General features: G+C 69.5%; 15 protein-coding genes. 6 read left to right on the top strand and 9 right to left on the bottom strand.

The annotated features are described in order from the left end of the window. Window positions 1-130 precede the first annotated feature (130 nt). Window positions 131-1,342, top strand: coding sequence for an MFS transporter (locus tag ACFWX1_RS25305; RefSeq protein ID WP_378391255.1), 1,212 nt, complete (start codon window positions 131-133; stop codon window positions 1,340-1,342). 6 nt (window positions 1,343-1,348) lie between these two features. Here ACFWX1_RS25305 and ACFWX1_RS25300 read toward each other — a convergent pair whose 3' ends face one another. Continuing rightward, window positions 1,349-1,729, bottom strand: a complete 381-nt coding sequence (locus tag ACFWX1_RS25300) for a VOC family protein (RefSeq protein WP_378391253.1) — start codon at window positions 1,727-1,729, stop codon at window positions 1,349-1,351. A gap of 179 nt (window positions 1,730-1,908) precedes the next feature. On the opposite strand from ACFWX1_RS25300, the gene ACFWX1_RS25295 reads away from it, so the two are divergent. The 4 genes from ACFWX1_RS25295 to ACFWX1_RS25280 all read left to right on the top strand — a co-directional run bounded on the left by ACFWX1_RS25295 (window position 1,909) and on the right by ACFWX1_RS25280 (window position 5,518). Beyond that, window positions 1,909-3,084, top strand: coding sequence for a sensor histidine kinase (locus ACFWX1_RS25295; RefSeq protein WP_378391251.1), 1,176 nt, complete (start codon window positions 1,909-1,911; stop codon window positions 3,082-3,084). 31 nt (window positions 3,085-3,115) lie between these two features. Further along, window positions 3,116-3,787, top strand: a complete 672-nt coding sequence (locus ACFWX1_RS25290) for a response regulator (protein ID WP_378391249.1) — start codon at window positions 3,116-3,118, stop codon at window positions 3,785-3,787. 81 nt (window positions 3,788-3,868) lie between these two features. After that, window positions 3,869-5,002: a phosphatidylserine/phosphatidylglycerophosphate/cardiolipin synthase family protein gene (locus ACFWX1_RS25285; RefSeq protein WP_378391247.1), complete on the top strand. Its 1,134-nt coding sequence runs from the start codon at window positions 3,869-3,871 to the stop codon at window positions 5,000-5,002. Between the two features lie 54 nt (window positions 5,003-5,056). Then, window positions 5,057-5,518 (top strand): hypothetical protein, encoded by a 462-nt coding sequence (locus ACFWX1_RS25280; RefSeq protein ID WP_378391245.1) that lies wholly within the window; start codon window positions 5,057-5,059, stop codon window positions 5,516-5,518. Here ACFWX1_RS25280 and ACFWX1_RS25275 read toward each other — a convergent pair. Further along, window positions 5,515-6,183, bottom strand: a complete 669-nt coding sequence (locus tag ACFWX1_RS25275; RefSeq protein ID WP_378391243.1) for a class I SAM-dependent methyltransferase — start codon at window positions 6,181-6,183, stop codon at window positions 5,515-5,517. The genes ACFWX1_RS25280 and ACFWX1_RS25275 overlap by 4 nt on opposite strands. Window positions 6,184-6,315: 132 nt before the next feature. Continuing rightward, window positions 6,316-6,771, bottom strand: a complete 456-nt coding sequence (locus tag ACFWX1_RS25270; RefSeq protein ID WP_378391241.1) for a glycine-rich domain-containing protein — start codon at window positions 6,769-6,771, stop codon at window positions 6,316-6,318. 198 nt (window positions 6,772-6,969) lie between these two features. Between ACFWX1_RS25270 and ACFWX1_RS25265 the strand changes: the two genes are divergently transcribed. After that, window positions 6,970-8,262, top strand: coding sequence for a helix-turn-helix domain-containing protein (locus ACFWX1_RS25265; RefSeq protein ID WP_378391239.1), 1,293 nt, complete (start codon window positions 6,970-6,972; stop codon window positions 8,260-8,262). A 196-nt stretch (window positions 8,263-8,458) separates the two neighbouring features. Here the strand turns inward: ACFWX1_RS25265 and ACFWX1_RS25260 are convergent, their stop codons facing one another. From ACFWX1_RS25260 to ACFWX1_RS25235, 6 genes are all read right to left on the bottom strand, one after another. After that, the gene (locus ACFWX1_RS25260; protein ID WP_378391237.1) at window positions 8,459-8,647 is read right to left on the bottom strand and encodes a DUF397 domain-containing protein; all 189 of its coding nucleotides are present in this window, start codon (window positions 8,645-8,647) and stop codon (window positions 8,459-8,461) included. Between the two features lie 4 nt (window positions 8,648-8,651). Further along, on the bottom strand, window positions 8,652-9,491 hold the full coding sequence (locus ACFWX1_RS25255) for a helix-turn-helix transcriptional regulator (protein ID WP_378391339.1): 840 nt from the start codon (window positions 9,489-9,491) through the stop codon (window positions 8,652-8,654). Window positions 9,492-9,708: 217 nt separating this feature from the next. Further along, window positions 9,709-11,136, bottom strand: coding sequence for a S8 family serine peptidase (locus ACFWX1_RS25250; protein ID WP_378391235.1), 1,428 nt, complete (start codon window positions 11,134-11,136; stop codon window positions 9,709-9,711). Between the two features lie 125 nt (window positions 11,137-11,261). Then, window positions 11,262-11,858, bottom strand: a complete 597-nt coding sequence (locus ACFWX1_RS25245; protein ID WP_378391233.1) for a hypothetical protein — start codon at window positions 11,856-11,858, stop codon at window positions 11,262-11,264. Beyond that, on the bottom strand, window positions 11,855-13,198 hold the full coding sequence (locus tag ACFWX1_RS25240; protein ID WP_378391231.1) for a hypothetical protein: 1,344 nt from the start codon (window positions 13,196-13,198) through the stop codon (window positions 11,855-11,857). The genes ACFWX1_RS25245 and ACFWX1_RS25240 overlap by 4 nt, the downstream gene beginning before the upstream one ends. Beyond that, window positions 13,195-13,995 (bottom strand): ABC transporter ATP-binding protein, encoded by an 801-nt coding sequence (locus ACFWX1_RS25235; protein WP_378391229.1) that lies wholly within the window; start codon window positions 13,993-13,995, stop codon window positions 13,195-13,197. The genes ACFWX1_RS25240 and ACFWX1_RS25235 overlap by 4 nt, the downstream gene beginning before the upstream one ends. Window positions 13,996-14,254: the final 259 nt, after the last annotated feature.

The following is a 14,254-nucleotide window of genomic DNA, read 5'->3' as shown; positions in this document are numbered from 1 at the left end:
CCTTCACAGCGTTGAGCGCTGTGAAGGAGGCCTTCACGGACCGACGGGTCCTCGAAAACTCTTCGCGGGGTAGGCGATCATCCGGTTAATGTGAGGCCGACCCGGCTTTCGCGCACTGACTGGAGGGGCATTGCGGGCGCAGATCGCCGACGGCCCGTTGCTCCGGATCCCGGCCTTCCGCTGGTTTTTCACCGGGCGGCTCGTCTCCCTGATGGGCAGTTCGATGGCGCCGGTCGCGCTGTCGTTCGCGGTGCTGGAGGCGTCGAACAGCGCGGGCGACATGGGCGCGGTGCTCGCGGCCAACACCATCCCGCTCATCGTGTTCACGCTGGCGGGCGGTGTGGTCGGCGACCGGTTTTCGCGACGGCTGGTGCTCGTGGTCTCGAACCTCGGCGCCGGGCTGTCGCAGGCTGTCGTGGCGTTCCTGCTCGTGGCCGGCCCGTATCACCTGTGGACGCTGATCCTGCTGGAGGCGGTCAACGGCACGCTCACCGCGTTCACCACGCCCGCGCTGCGCGGGATCGTGCCCGATCTGGTCGGCCCGGACCGCCTCCAGAAGGCCAATTCCCTGCTCGGATCGGTGCGCAACGCGACCAAGATCCTCGGGCCCGCGACGGCCGGGGCGATGGTCGCCACGGCGGGCGGCGGCTGGGCGATCGCCATCGACGCGGCGACCTACTTCTTCGCGGCAGTCTGTCTCGCCCGGCTGGCGCTGGACACCCCACCACCGTCCGGCAGGCGCAGCCCGCTCGCCGATCTCCGGGACGGCTGGACCGAATTCCGGTCCCGGACCTGGGTGTGGCTGACCGTCGCCTGCTTCGGCTTCGTCAACTTCCTGCAGGTGGGCATCTGGCGGGTCCTCGGGCCGCTGATCGCCAGGGACACGATCGGCGAAACCGCCTGGGGCGTGGTGCTGGGCGCCAACGCGGCCGGTGTGCTCGTCATGTCGGTGGCGATGTACCGGATCGTGCTGCGGCGGCTGTTACCCGTCGGGCAGCTGTGCGTCGTCGCGCTCGCGTTCCCGCTGATCGCGCTCGGCCTGCACGCGAACTTCCCGTGGCTCGCGGCCGCCGCGTTCGTCGCGGGACTGGGCAGCGGCGTGTACGGCATCGCGTGGGAAACCTCGCTGCAGGAACACATTCCCCGCGAAATGCTGTCGCGCATCTCCTCCTACGACAACCTGGGCTCGTTCGTCGCGATCCCGGCGGGTCAGCTGGCGGCGGCGCCGGTCGCCGCGACGTTCGGTGCCGCGCACGTCGCGCTGGCTGGGGGCATTGTGTGCGTTTTCCTGCTCCTCGTCCCGCTCACCACACGGTCGGTCCGCGGCCTGCGGCACGGCTAAGCGGGATCAGCGGTAGTTGCTGATCTCGATGAGGTTGTCGTCGGGATCGCGGACGTAGACGCTGAGGATCGGCCCGGTCGCGCCGGTCCGCTCGACCGGCCCCTCCTCGATGGCGATCCCGTGCTCCTCGAACGCCGCGACGACCTGATCGAGCGGGTCGGCCGCGATGAAGCACAGATCGGCGCTGCCCGGCGTGGGCCGCGCCGCCTTCGGTTCGAACTCGTGACCGGCCTCGTGCAGGTTGATCTTGCTGGTGCCGAACGTCAGTGCCTTGCGGCCGCCGCGAAAGGTGACAACCTCCATGCCGAGCACCCGGGTGTAGAAGCCGATCGTGGCCTCGAGATCCGCCACGGTGAGGACCAGGTGGTCCAGCCGGTCGATACGCATGTCGCCGGATTTCCTTTCGCGTTCAAGGGAAGGGGTATCGACATCCTCCACCGGCGTCCGCCGGCGCGCGGCCCGAGGCGGGCGCACGGTGATCACGAACACTGGGTCAACCCCGGTGGTAGGCGATCTACCCCGCCGGTACGACGCCGATCGACGGTGTGGCTGGCTAGGCTCCGACGGTGCGCGACGACGAGAACCTGATGCGCCGGGTCGGCCGCACACCGCGCTGGGCGGTCGACGTCGTGGTCGCCGTCCTGGTGTTCCTGATGATGAGCCTGGTGGGCGGCGGCTTCCGCGAACAACCATGGCGCTGGTTCGACGTCTGGGCCTACCTGCTGACCGCGGGCATCTGCCTCCCGCTGGCGGCACGCCGCTGGGCGCCCGTGCCCGTCCTGCTGGTGTCCTCGGCCGCCTACCTGGTGTACCTGTCGCGTGACTACCTGCCGGGATTGCACCTGTGGGGACCGGTTCTCGCCCTGTACAGCCTCGCGGCCGTGACGTCGCTGCGCACGAGCATCGCCGGAATGCTGGTGACCGCGCCGGTGCTCTACGCCGGGGCGGTCGCGCTGAAGATTCCGCCAGTGGCCGGAATCGTGCAGTCGCTGGTCGTCTGCGGTGTCGCGGTACTGCTGGGCGGGCTGTCCCGCCGGCTGACCGAACGCAACCGGCAACTCGCGGAGGCGACCGACGCGCTGCGCCACGAACAAGACCGGCGGATCGAACGGATGATGACCGAGGAACGCCTGCGCATCGCCCGGGAACTGCACGACGTCATCGCCCACCACCTGTCGGTGATCTCGATGCAGGCGGGCCTCGCCGGGTACGTGTTCGACGCCGATCCTCCGACCGCCCGTGCCGCCGTCCGCACGGTCGGCGAGGTCAGCCGGGAAACGCTGGACGATCTGCGCCGGGTGCTGAACCTCCTGCGGGTTTCGCCGGCGGGGACGATGGACGCCGACTTCGCCTCGGCGCCGAGCCTGGCGCAGCTGCCCGAACTCGTCAGGCGGGTCGAGACCGCCGGTCCAGTGGTCGAACTCCGGACGAGCGGTGGCCTGGACGACCTGCCCTCGGGCCTCCAGCTCACCGTCTACCGCGTGGTTCAGGAGGCACTGACCAACGTCTTGGCGCACGCCGGCCCGTGCCGCGTGGCCGTCGATGTCCGCCGGGAGCCGCACCGGCTCGTCGCGACGGTGTCCAATGACGCGCCGTCGGCCGGATCGCCGACGCCCGGCGGTGTCAGCGGCTACGGTTTACCGGGGATGCGTGAGCGTGCCAAGATTTTCGGCGGGCGGGTGACGGCCGGTCCCCGTCCTGATGGGGGTTTCGCAGTCGAGCTGGTCCTTCCGGTGTCCTGAGGAAGCGCCGGTTCGCTCGGGGGAAGAGTTCATGACCACAGTTCTTGTCGTCGACGATCAGCCACTGGTCCGTGCCGGGCTCACCGCGCTGCTGACCGCGGCGCCCGGTTTCGAGGTCGTCGGCGAGGCCGGTGACGGCGTGCGGGCGGTGGAGTGCGCGCGGGAGAAGCGCCCCGACGTCGTCCTGATGGACATCCGGATGCCGGTCGCCGACGGCGTGACCGCGACCCGGCTCATCGTGGGCAGCGACCTCGAACCGCTGCCCCGCATCCTCATCCTGACCACGTTCGACCTCGACGAGTACGTGTACGAAGCGCTGCAGGCCGGCGCGTCCGGATTTCTGCTCAAGGAAGCCGAACCGGCGAGCCTGCTCGCCGCCATCGGCGCGGTGGCCGCCGGGGACATGCTCTTCGCGCCGACCGTCACGCGGCGGCTCATCGACGCCTTCGTCGACCGCTACCGGCCGCCCGCTCCAGCCGCCGAGCAGGCGCTGCGGCTCGAACCGCTCACCACCCGGGAGCGCGAGGTCCTCAGCCTGGTCGCCACCGGCGGCACCAACGGCGACATCGCGCGGCGGCTCATGATCACCGAGGGCACGGTCAAGACACACCTCAGCCGCGTCATGGCGAAACTCGATCTCACCAGCCGCGCACAGGCCGTCGTCGTTGCCTACGAAACCGGACTCGTCACCGCCGCGCGGTAGCAGTCGTCTACTCCTGAGGTTTACCCCGGCTCTGACGACAGTGGGACGACGACGGCGGATTCCTTTCCTATCTTCGGAAAGATGTCCGAAAACAGAACACGAACGAGAGCGGCGGCCGCCCTGATCGGGCTGCTCGCCCTGGTGGGCACGGTGCTGTCCGCACCGGCCGCGTCCGCCGCGGTCTCTTCCGGCGCGGTCTTCAACAACCCCACCGTCCCGGCCCAGCAGCGCACGATCGTCGATCATCTGCGGTCCCTGATCAAGGGCGCGGCGGCGGGGTCGAGCATCCACATGGCCATCTACCACTTCGACGACGCCGCCGTGGCCGCCGATCTGGTCGCGGCCAAGGACCGCGGCGTCGACGTCCGTGTGGTGCTCGACTACTCCGACTCGGCCACCGGCCCGTCCACCACGCTGAAGAACGCACTGGGCGGCAAGCTCACGGTGTGCACGAAGGACGCCGCCTGCATCGGCAGCAAGGGCACGCCGATCATGCACAACAAGTTCTTCCTGTTCTCCGACACCTCCGGCAGCAAGAACGTCGTCGTGCAGGCCTCGGCCAACCTGAACGCCGGCAACACCACCAAGCTGTGGAACAACGCGGTGACGATCGTCGGGAACACCGGGCTGTACAACGGATATGTCAGCTATTTCAACGATCTCGCCGCCAAGCACAAGACGAGCGACTACTACCGGACGGTGTCGGCCGGGAACACCAAGGCGTACTTCTTCCCGCGCGCGGGCACCGACGAGCAGACCGACACGATCTACAACATGCTCGACGACAACGTCGCCTGCGAGGGCAACACCTCGACCGGGACGGAGACCGGCCGGACCATCATCCGGATCGCCATGTGGTCGTTCAGCCGGGACGACATCGCCCGCAAACTGCGTCAACTCGCCGACCGGAAGTGCTGGGTCGAGGTCGTCTACACGACCCTCGACGCGGGCAGCAAGGGGCATCTCGCCGGGCACGACCGGATCAAGCTGTACCAGATCTCCGGGCAGCACGAGGTGCACTCGAAGTACATGCTGATCGAGGGCACCTATGCCGGGCAGAAGGACACCAAGTGGGTCATGACCGGCAGCCACAACTACACCAACGCGGCCCTGCGCGAGAATGACGAAGCGCTGCTGCGGGTCGAATCGAACCCGATCCACGACCAGTACCGGGCCAACTTCCGGACACTGCGCGACGCGGCCACCCCGGCCTGATCCGGGACTTCCACCAGTTGACAACGACTGTTGTCAACTGGTGGAATCGGCGCCGTGCCGATCACCCGACCGCCGACCGCTTTCCGCTACCGGCAGGCACGCGAGCGCGGCACGCACGCGCGAATCCGGCGGGTCGTCCAAGCGGTGACCGGCACGGATCTGTTTCCCTCCCCCGCGATCACGGACGCCTTCGTCGCGGGACTGTCCACAGGGGACCCGATCGCCGAACGCTTCGTCCGGGAGACCTACCACGGCGAACTCGGCGCCCGGAAATCCCGCGAGCTGCTGGAGCGAGCGCTGACGTCGTCGATCGACGACGTCCCCGAAGCACCCGAATCGATGCGGGCATTGTTCGAGGATTTCGAGCGCCTGCCCGACTGGGTCGCCCCGGACCTCGTCGAGGAGGGCGCTGCGGTGTGGCGGCGCTGGGGCACGGGCCGGGCGAGCTTGGCCAGCGCGAGCACGAGGCGGAAGCGGGCGGTGCGGTACTTGGATGGCCACCGGGATCCGCGTTAGTGAGGTCGCTGGCTTTCCACCAGCAGCGTACCCACGTTGCCGGAGTCGGGTGCCGGCACGATCCGGGCGTGGACCGCGGTGTAGCCGTGGCTGGTGAGCAGGTCGGCCCATTGGCGGGGTGCGTAGCTCCAGCGGGCCATCGCGACTTGGGGGCCGGCGTAGCCCGCTGCCCACATGCCGAGGGCGCCGGTGGCTGTGCCGGGGATGTGGGGGGCGTGGGAGAACACCAGCCTGCCGCCGGGGGTAAGCCGTTGCAGTATCGCCGGGAGCAACGTGGCGGGATCGGTGAACCACACGGCTCCCCAGATCGAGTAGACCGCGTCCCACTGCCGGTCTGTGGCAGCGAGGAAGTCGAGCGCGTCCCCCTGCACGAAGCGGGCGTTGGGGAGGTGGCCCCAACGAGTTCGGGCGGCCTGGACCTGGACCGGGGACAGGTCGACGCCGGTGGCGACGACGCCCTTGGTGGCCAGTGCCGCGACAGCGTTGCCCCGGCCGGGGCCGAGTTCCAGCGTGGTGAGGGGTTCGCCGAGCAGTTCGTCGCCGGGCCCATGGCTGTCGTATTGGCACCAGCCGAAGGCGTTCTTCAGCGCGTCCTCGGGGTTTTCGTCCGGGACTGCGCGGCCGTAGCGGTCCCAGTATCCGGCTGGGTCGGTGATGCTGGACATGGACGGGCAACGTACTCCCGCCCGTGGATCATGGCCGGTCGGGTTGGCTCAACCACCCAGAGACAGGTACGCGCACCGGGCGGGGCCGGCACGCCGATGCCGTGTTGGCCCCGCCCGGTGCGCGTGATGTGGTCAGTGGCTGTCCGAGCCCGGATGGCACGGCGAGCACTTGGCGAAGTCCGCTTCCCACAACGGCCAGTCCACCGGGAATCCCAGGGCGGCGATCGCCTCGGCGGTGCGCCGTACGGTGCCGTCGCCCTTGCGCTCGACCTCGGGCACGTGGTGAAGGTACTCACCGAGGTACCGGTCGCAGAAGGCGACGTAGATCCTCGTGTCCAGGATCAGCTGGTGCACCGCGATATCCACCAACTGGCCCGGTCCGAGTTCGCGGTGGCGGCCACGCAGCTCCATCGCGGTGATCAGATACGCCACGGCCTGGCCGAGCAGCCGCTCGGCCATGATCTTGTCGAACGGGTTGTCCCGCATCAAAAGGGCGACTTCTTTTGCCCACACCTCGGGGGTCAGGTAGTCCCGCGGATCACGCGGCACCACCACCGTGGTGGCCGGCGCGTCGAGAGTGCTCGTCATCGGCGTTCCCCTTTCTCCGGACTGGCCGGGCCATCGCCGCCCGGCACGCACCCACGACACCACCTGGTGGTGGAGGGCAGACCTGGACGTGTCAGCGTGACCAGCGGATATGCCGATATGACACGAATCTCTGGCCCTGTTCGGCGGGGCTGAATAGGCTGGTGGGTCGCCGGGCGCCTGGCGATAGGGGACACGCCGATGACCCACGACACCGCTCATGATCCCGAGGTGCGTGCCGCGCTGCGCACCGGCCGGCCCGGCGCCATCGTGCGCGCCGTCCGGCATACCCGTCACCTCACGCTCGCCCAGCTCGCTGCCCGCTGCCACACCAGCGGCTCGCACCTGTCCCGGCTCGAACGTGGCAGGCGTGGACTGCGCAACGTCGATGTCCTGCGGGAGCTGGCCACCGCGCTGGAGATCCCCCCGAGCTGGCTTGGCGTGGCCGACCCGCCGCGAGCGTGCCTGCCGACTCCACGATCCCGGACTACGCTGCACGGCATCCTGCCGCCCGAAACGGAGGCCGATCGGATGCGACGTCGCACCCTGCTCGTCGGTGCCACAGCCCTGGCCGGTACAGCTGTCCTCGGCACCGGCCAGGCGCAGGGCCGAACGCTCGAACACGCGCTCCTGAACTTCCCGGCACAACCCGGCGCCGACCCGCTCACCAAAACCCAGCTCACCCGGCTGGCCGAGAAACTGCGCGCCGAGTTCGCCGCCGGCCGCTACCAGCAGGTCGCCGACCACCTTCCCGCCGCTCTTGCCGCGGTCGCGCACGCGGACCGGCACCTGGCCGAGTTGTGGACCCTGGCCAGCGAGATCGGCGTCAAGCTCGGCAACGACCTGATCGCCTGGACCGCGGCCGACCGCGCCATGCAGGCCGCGACCCGCGCCGGGGACCAGCTTGCCCACGCCACCGCAAGCCGGTCGTGGGCCATCGCGCTGCGTCGCGCGGGTCATCGCGAACTGGCCAACCGCGCCGTCCTCGAAGCTGCCGCGGCGCTGCAACCCGAGCTGCACCACGGCCCCGGCTACCTCCTCGCCTACAGCGCCCTGACCAGCACCGCCGCCTATAGCGCGGCGGGCGCCGGTGACCGGGACGCCATGAACACCCTGCTCACCGAAGCCGCCGACACCGCCGAACACCTCGACGAGCCCGCCCGCGTGGCCATCCAGCTGTACCGGGTCAGCAGCGCCCGCGTCTACGGCGACTACGGAACCGCCCTCGACACCGCCCGGCGGATCGACCCCGCCACCATCCCGGCCGGTGAACGCCGGGCCCGCCACTGGGCCAACGTCGCCCGAGCACTGCACGCGTGGAACAGACCCACCGACTGCTACCGGGCGCTGCTGGCCGCCGAGCACGCAGCACCCGACGAAGTCCGCTACCGCCCACCCATTCAGGCCATCACCCGGGACCTGCTTCGCTCAACCACTGCCCGCACGCTGCCCGGCCTGCCCCAGTTCGCCCACCGCACCGGCGTCACAACGTAGCCCCGAGGCAGGGCGGTGAGTCAGCCGCGCCACAGCCATCGGCGGTGCCGAGGTGACGTCATCCGGCACAAAACCCAATCACGGCAACGAACATAGAGCCACAGTCAACCCTGCTTCGCTCAGGAACCCCAACTCTATATCCGCGCGTTTTTCCACGAGTACTACGGCGATCCCAAGTAGCTGACGCACCTCAGGCTTATGAGGCCTTGAGTGTAGCGAGGAAAGCAGACCAGGCGGAGCGGTGCACGCTCAGGTGACCGGAGGTGGGGACCTTGGAGTCACGAACCGCCGTGAACCGGTCAGTCAAGGCAACCTCGACACAGTCACTGTTGGTCCTGTTGTCGCTGTGGCTGCTTTTGAACCAGGTCAGCTCACGGGCCACCATCGCGTTACTCCCTCATACGCTCGTACTCGTCCGCCAACCGGACGAGCCAGTCCCGTGATTGTCCCTCACTCAGGGCAGACTGTTCCACTTGCGTAACCAGGCAGTAGTAGCTTTCCACCGCAGGCCGGTCTTCGATGAAGAGGTTCGCCGTTTCGATTTCGGCGTAGGCCATCGCGCAGCGTGGCTCGGCGAACTCCATGATCCGGAAGGGAAATCGGCGCGCTCGGCCTGCCGGGCTGGCCTCCGGCACCACCCGAATCGAGCAATGTGGCAGGTTGGCGGACAGTACGAGGTACTGGATCTGGTCGTACATGATCTGCGAGCTTCCCACCCTCTGCCGCAGAGCGCTCTCATGAATGTAGAAAGCACATTGCGGTGGGTCCGACCGCTGCAAGAGCTTCTGCCGGTCGATGCGAGACTTGATCGTGAGGTCGATCTGCTCCTGCGAGTAATGTGGTTCGTCCTCGAACATGGCACGGGCATAGTTCTCGGTCTGGTGCAATCCCGGAATGCGAGCCGGATCGTAACAGACCATTGCCTTCGCAAGGTTCTCCTGGACGATCAAAGACCTGATGGGGGCGTCCAGCCTGTCGAAGTAGGGGCGGACCCAGTACAGGTCGCTGGGTGGCTGGACCAGGCTGATGATGCGCAGGGCCTCGCGCATGGGGGTCACGCAGGCGCCGAGGTAGAGCGCGGCCTCCCAGGTGTCCATGGTGCGCAAACCCCGCTCCCACATGGAAAGCATGCCCGGGTTGTAATCGATCCGGTAGGCGACTTCCCGCAGGCTCAGCCCCTCAGCCTCGCGTCGCGCCTTCAGTTCGGCACCGGCTTCCGCACGCCGCATCGCGGCCACTCTTGTCCTCATGTCCGCGAACGGTATGGGCTCCGCGCGCACCCGTCGCACAAGGCACGCGCGGATTCACCGAAAGGGAGGTGGTGTTACACCGCCGATACGGTAGCGGCGGTTTTCCCGGCCACGGCTTCCGAAAAGCGGAATCCGACAATCGGCGCTCAAGAATCCGCGCTTTCAGTTGTCCATCGACTTATTCGGTACGGACTCGTCAGAAGGCGCCGAGGCCGTTCGGGACTCCGAGTCCGGTCGGGCCGTCCCAGCCTGTCCCGCCGACGCACAACTCCTTCGCGACCTTGCACGCGGCGACGCCGTCCTGGGCGTTGCCGCCGCTCGTGACGTCCTGGATCGACCCCGCGGGCGCCCGGTAGAGCGTGTTGGGACCGTCGACGGCAGCCAGGCGACCGGCACGCGCATACAGCCCGGCGAGGTACGGCGCCGCGGCGCTCGTGCCACCGGCGGTGAGCCAGCCGCCACCGGTGCCGGAATGCGGCGTGTACGAGTCGTAGACCGCGACGCCGGTCAGCGGATCGGCGACGGCCGCGATGTCGGCGACGGCGCGATGCTGCCCGCAGTGCGCCGAAACCGAGGCGGGCTGCCCGATCGCGGGTGGCAGTCCCGGCGCGCAGCCGCTCCCGGCGCCCACCCATTTGGGTTCCTTGGCGCCCTTGGGCGTGAACTTCCCGCCCCACGCGGACATCGTCACGGCGCCGTGGTCACCGATCTTGAGACTGACCCCGCCCGCGGCCGTCACCCACGGGAGCTGGGCGGGCCACAACTGCTTGTCCCCGTTGTAGCCCTTGTCGCCCGAGGACGCGACGACCGCCATGCCAGGGTGATGCAGTGCCTTCGCCGGCGCGCCGGTGCCGACGTACTCGGCCTGTAAGCCGGTCGGCAGCCCGTAGCTCATGCTCACCGCGCCCGCGCCGAGCTTCGCCGCGTGGGTCACGGCGGTGCCGAAATCGTCGGCGAGCGCGGCGGGCAGGCCCAGCGCCGCCGCGCTGAGCAGGCGCCCGATGTCGAGCGGGATCTGCACCATCACCAGTTTGCAGGTCGGGCACGCGGCGCTGGCCATGTCGATGTCCAGCGCGGTCTCGGCGGCGTAGCTCTCCTCCACCTGCGCATAGCCGGGCGACGGCCGCAGCGGTGGCCCGCCCTTGAAGTCGGTGATGGTGAGACAGCCGTTCGTGGTGTCGCACTTCGGTAATCCGTACTGGGCGCGGTACTTGCCGAGGTCGGCTTCCAACGCCGGATACGCCCCGACTCCGACGATCGCGACGATCGCGACGGTGGCGGCGGGGCCGGTGGTCGACGGCGGGAGGTGGTACGCGGCGTTCAGTTCGGCGGGTCCGTATCCGACGGGGGCCGCCGTGGTCAGCGGGCCCGCCTCGGCCCGGCCCGAGCCCGCCAGCTGGGCCTGGCAGCCGAGGTCGATCGCCCGGCCGTCCACTTCGGCCTGGCAGATGTCGTGGATGCCGTGGGTGGAACCCAGCGTCCCCGCGCGCAATGACGCGGCGGTTTCCTGGCTTTTCGGTAGTGCGGCGGAGGCCGGTCCGGCCGTGAGCGTCACGGCCGGACCGAACACCGGCGCGGCGGCGAGTGCGATGCTCCGGCGGGTCTTGCCTGCTGTGCCCGTCATGCGCTCCCTCGTGGTCCGCGGACTGTGATCACCCGATCAAGTGAGCGCGGTTCTGCTGCCGAGCACGTCCATTTCCGGAGCGTATAAGGACTTTTGCCGGGCGGCAAAAGCAACGCCGCCGTGTCCTACTGACGGGTGCGTACTCGTTTGCCCCCGAACACGGCGTGCACGACGAGCCCGGCCACGGCGAGCACCACGGCGGTGACCGTGGCCGCGGTGGTGCCGTCGGGCTGGAACGGCCACGAGAACACCTGCTGCGACACGGATTTCTCCTTGCCGGAGAAGAACACCGCCATCGCGACGATCGCCTGCGCCGTGGGCAGTACCCACCCCAGCTGTGCACCGAAGAGCGTCACACCGAGCGCCGTGAGTCCGGTCATCCCGGCCGCCGCGCGCAGCACCGTTTCGGTCGAACCGAGCGGATGGTCACTCACCTGTGTGACCAGCAAGAGCAGTGCCGGCACGACGCCGATCGCGACGACGTGCACCGCGCGCCGGGGTGGCCAGGCGATCGCGGCGGTCCGGTCCAGGTCCGGGTCGGCACCTCCGAGGCTCGCCGCGGCCGCCGACGTGCCCAGCGCGACGGCCAGCACACCGAACAGCTGCGCCAGCTCGGAGTTCGTCACGACGTTGAGCCCCCAGAAGACCAGCGTCGCCACCAGAATCGCACCGCAGACAGCGGGGACGCGGCGAGAGCGCAGGTAGAGCGTCAGCCATCTCATCGGGCACCGCCGTGGGTGAGGATGTCCACCAGATCACCGGTGCACGACAGGCTTGCCACCCGGAACGCGCTGAGCCGCTTCAGCTGTTCGTCGGCAGGAAGGGCATGCAGCGTGGGCCACTCCTGCGCGGCGAACGACCCGAAAAAGGTGAGGGGCTTCCCGAGCAGCATCGCGGCCGCGAGGTCCCGTGCCTCGCGTGTCCGGTGGTATCGGTCCAGTTCCGCCCCGTTGGCCATCGAGGGAAGGTAGTCACACTGCGTGGTCCCGGCACCCCGGAGCAGTTCGATGGTCAGTTCCTCGCCGGACTTTTTCGGATGTGAGCGATCATCCAGGTAGTAGGACGACAGCTCGATGAGGTCCACATCGGACGGCTGGGGTTTCACCGGCCGGTCCAGGAGCGTGTCCCGTGGGGTCTCCGCGACCGAGGTCGGCGCGGCGGCCAGCGGCGCCAGCAACCGCAGCGCGTCCCGGGCAGGCCCGGTGAGGGGGCCGAGCGCGTTGGCGTGGGCCTTGGTGACGCAGACGCGGGGCGCGTCCGAGGTGCAGACCGGTTCGGCCGCCGCCGCGTCGGCGACATACCGCGTTTCGCTCGTCGCCGGGATCAACGGCAACGCCACCGCGAGGCCCGCCGCGATCGGCAGCACGGCCAGGAACCGGCGGCGTCCGGCGGCCGTGGCCAGAATGATGCCGGCGACGGCCACCGCCGCGAACCAGATCAGCTGGGCGATGGTGACCCGCGGCGCCGGCACGGTGAAGGTGTCGACGAGGCCGTTCAGCTCCGGCCCCAGCAGGAGCTCCTTCCCGGTGCCGTTGACCCGCAAGGCGATCAGGCCCATGAGGGCGCCGACCGTGAGGACCGGCGCGGTGAGCATCGACGGCAGCAGCGTGCCGATCCCCAGCCCGAGCCAGCTCGCCGCGACCAGCGCCAGCGCACCCACCAGCGGGATCGGCAGCCAGCCGGCATGGTGATAGGTGGCGTTGCCGATGACCTGGACGGCGCCGACGGCGAGCACCACCAGATAGCCCACCACCACCGCGATCGCCATCGCACCGGAGACGGGCAGGATCCGCTGCCAGGCCGGGCGCGAGACGGTCGAGGTCAGCTCGCTCATCCCGGACCGGCGTTCCCGCCGCCCCTGCCAGGCACCCGCGCCGAGCGCCACCGGGACCAGGAATTCGAGGCTGTAGCGCTGCATGACGGAGAACGTCGTCCACTGGGCGAAGGTCGGGCCCTCGCGGAACATCAGCTGCACCACCGCGAGACCGAGGCCCACGACCGCGACCCCGACCAGCGACGCGATCGACCGGCGCAGTTCGATACCGAGCACGCGCGCGCTCACCAGTCCGTTCCCTTCGCGTTCGTGTGGCGGGCCAGCAACGCCGAATAGCCTCGCTCGGTCGGGCTGTCGCCGACGTCGTCCGCGCCACCGGCCGCGGCCAGGTCCGCGGTGCTTCCTTGCCACACCAGGCGCCCGGACGCGATGAGCACGACGTCGGTGCACGCGGCGGCGACGTCCTCGACGAGATGGGTCGAGACCACGACGCAGGTGTCGCCGGCCAGTTCCCGCAGCAGGGCCCGGAATTCCACCCGCTGTGCCGGATCGAGGCCGACGGTCGGCTCGTCGAGCAGCAACAGCTGCGGGCTGTTGACGATCGCCTGCGCGATCCCCGCGCGGCGCAGCATGCCGCCCGACAGCGTCTTCATCCGGTGGTCGGCGCGATCGGCGAGCCCGACCGTCTCGATCGCCCGCTGCACCGCGGCCGGAATGTCCACCTTGGACATCTCCTTCAGCCAGGCCAGGTACGTCACGAAATCGCGCACGGTGAACTGCCGGTAGAAGCCGAAGTCCTGGGGGAGATATCCGATCCTCCTGCGGACCTCGCGCATGTCCCGCCCGGCGGGCCTGCCGAGCAGTTCCAGCGTTCCGGCGGCGGGCGGCAGCACGGTCGCGAGTGACCTGATCAGCGTCGTCTTGCCCGCGCCGTTCGGCCCCAGCAGGCCGTGGACGCCGTTCCCCAGCGCGAGGTCCAGCCCGTCGACCGCCATCCGGCGGCCCGCCCTGACCTGCAGGCCGGTGGCGCTGACCGCCCTGGCGTATTCCGTCGGCGCCGTCTCCGCCGTACTGACCACACGCATCGATCGCTCCTCGAGTTTCGCCTGCCGGATCCCCTCCGGCATCGAGCAAGACGTGAGCGATGGCCGCACCGGTTCTCCGGCCACTGTGTCCTGCGTCACTGTGCGGCATGACCGGGCCTGCTTCCAGGAGCTTCACCCGCTTGGGGTGGTGGGGGGGGGGGGGGGGCGGCGGGGGGGGGGGGGGCCGGGGCGCGCCCCCCCCCCCGCGAGCGGTCGGCCCGCGGGGGGGTGGTGGGGGGGGGGGGGCGGGCACACCGAC

The organism is Amycolatopsis sp. NPDC059021, from assembly GCF_042739895.1.
GTDB lineage: Bacteria > Actinomycetota > Actinomycetes > Mycobacteriales > Pseudonocardiaceae > Amycolatopsis.
Note: the sequence above shows the minus strand (reverse complement) of the source record. Positions and strands in the feature narration are given on the sequence as shown.

Excerpts from the sequence above, each read along its gene's own strand:
- ACFWX1_RS25255 (WP_378391339.1), bottom strand. The coding sequence starts at position 9,491 with ATGCGGCGTGCGGAAGCCGGTGCCGAACTGAAGGCGCGACGCGAGGCT.
- ACFWX1_RS25285 (WP_378391247.1), top strand. The coding sequence starts at position 3,869 with ATGTCCGAAAACAGAACACGAACGAGAGCGGCGGCCGCCCTGATCGGG.
- ACFWX1_RS25265 (WP_378391239.1), top strand. The coding sequence starts at position 6,970 with ATGACCCACGACACCGCTCATGATCCCGAGGTGCGTGCCGCGCTGCGC.
- ACFWX1_RS25270 (WP_378391241.1), bottom strand. The coding sequence starts at position 6,771 with ATGACGAGCACTCTCGACGCGCCGGCCACCACGGTGGTGGTGCCGCGT.
- ACFWX1_RS25250 (WP_378391235.1), bottom strand. The coding sequence starts at position 11,136 with ATGACGGGCACAGCAGGCAAGACCCGCCGGAGCATCGCACTCGCCGCC.
- ACFWX1_RS25290 (WP_378391249.1), top strand. The coding sequence starts at position 3,116 with ATGACCACAGTTCTTGTCGTCGACGATCAGCCACTGGTCCGTGCCGGG.
- ACFWX1_RS25235 (WP_378391229.1), bottom strand. The coding sequence starts at position 13,995 with ATGCGTGTGGTCAGTACGGCGGAGACGGCGCCGACGGAATACGCCAGG.
- ACFWX1_RS25275 (WP_378391243.1), bottom strand. The coding sequence starts at position 6,183 with ATGTCCAGCATCACCGACCCAGCCGGATACTGGGACCGCTACGGCCGC.
- ACFWX1_RS25300 (WP_378391253.1), bottom strand. The coding sequence starts at position 1,729 with ATGCGTATCGACCGGCTGGACCACCTGGTCCTCACCGTGGCGGATCTC.
- ACFWX1_RS25245 (WP_378391233.1), bottom strand. The coding sequence starts at position 11,858 with ATGAGATGGCTGACGCTCTACCTGCGCTCTCGCCGCGTCCCCGCTGTC.
- ACFWX1_RS25260 (WP_378391237.1), bottom strand. The coding sequence starts at position 8,647 with ATGGTGGCCCGTGAGCTGACCTGGTTCAAAAGCAGCCACAGCGACAAC.